Origin of the sequence: Nonomuraea phyllanthi, from assembly GCF_006334985.2 — a bacterium.
Classification (GTDB): domain Bacteria; phylum Actinomycetota; class Actinomycetes; order Streptosporangiales; family Streptosporangiaceae; genus Nonomuraea; species Nonomuraea phyllanthi.
Genome location: NZ_VDLX02000061.1, coordinates 1 through 1,112, shown reverse-complemented (window position 1 = coordinate 1,112; position 1,112 = coordinate 1). Strand labels below are relative to the sequence as shown.

The 1,112-nt window shown below is 67.4% G+C and carries 1 pseudogene; it reads left to right on the top strand.

Annotated elements, in window-relative coordinates:
• Positions 1 to 46: 46 nt before the first annotated feature.
• Positions 47 to 1,112 (top strand): annotated as a pseudogene (locus tag FH608_RS51145) (RHS repeat protein); the annotation flags it as partial.

Genomic DNA, 1,112 nt, shown 5'->3' with positions numbered 1-1,112 from the left:
CGGCATCACGACTACGATCTTCGAGTATGACGAGGCTGGCCGGCTCATGGTGCAGGTACTCGATCCGCGCTCAGGCTCGAATCCGGATGGGCTGGAGCGTGTGACCGAGTTCGGCTACGACGCCAACAACAATGTCACCCAGACCATCGGCACCGCTGCCGGCACCAGCCGCACCGAGACCACCAGCTACACCTACAACAAGCTCAACCAGCCCACCAAGCAGACCATCGAAAACGGCGATCAGGACATCGTCTCCACTGCCACCTACGACGATCGCGGCCTAGCCGTCGCCAGCACGGACCCGCGCGGCAACGCCGATGGGGCCACCGCGGCCGACTACACCATCGACATGCGTTACGACATCCTGGATCGGCTGGTGGAGACCACCAGCCCGCAGGTGCAGGTGGACAAGAACGGAGCCACCGCCTCCGCGCGTCCGGCGGCTCTGGTCGGCTATGACACGGTGGGCAACACCACACACGAACGTGACGCCGAGGGCCGCACCTTCGTCTCCACCTTCGACAAAGCCGGCCGGCTTACCAGCAGCACCGCTCCCGCCTATACGCCGCCGGGGGGTAGCGCGATCACTCCGGTGGTCCGGCACTCCTACGACGCGGCCGGGCAGCTGGAGTCCACCACCGACCCGCGCGGCTATGTCACCTCATATGAGTACGACCAGCTCGGCCGGCAGGTCCGCGTCACCGACCCCGCCCCTGAGGGCCAGGCGGCGGGCACGTGGGTGACCGAGTACGACCTGGCCGGGGAGACACTGGCGACCGTCGACCCGACAGGTGCCCGGAGCGAGGCCACCTACGACGATCTCGGGCGGCAGATCACCGCCACGCAGATCGAGCGCAAGCCGGCCACCGCGGGCTTCACCACGACCATGGAGTACGACGACGCGGGTCGGCTGGTCAAGCAGACCGCCCCCGGCGGCAAGGTCACTACCTTCACCCTCAACGCAGCGGGCGAAACCGAAGTGGTCACCGACCCGGCAACCACGGTCACCATGGCCTATGACCTGGCCGGGCGGCTGACCAAGACGACCGACGCGAACGGCAACGCCACCACCGCCGAATACGACCTGGCCGGACGCAAGACCGCGGTCAAGG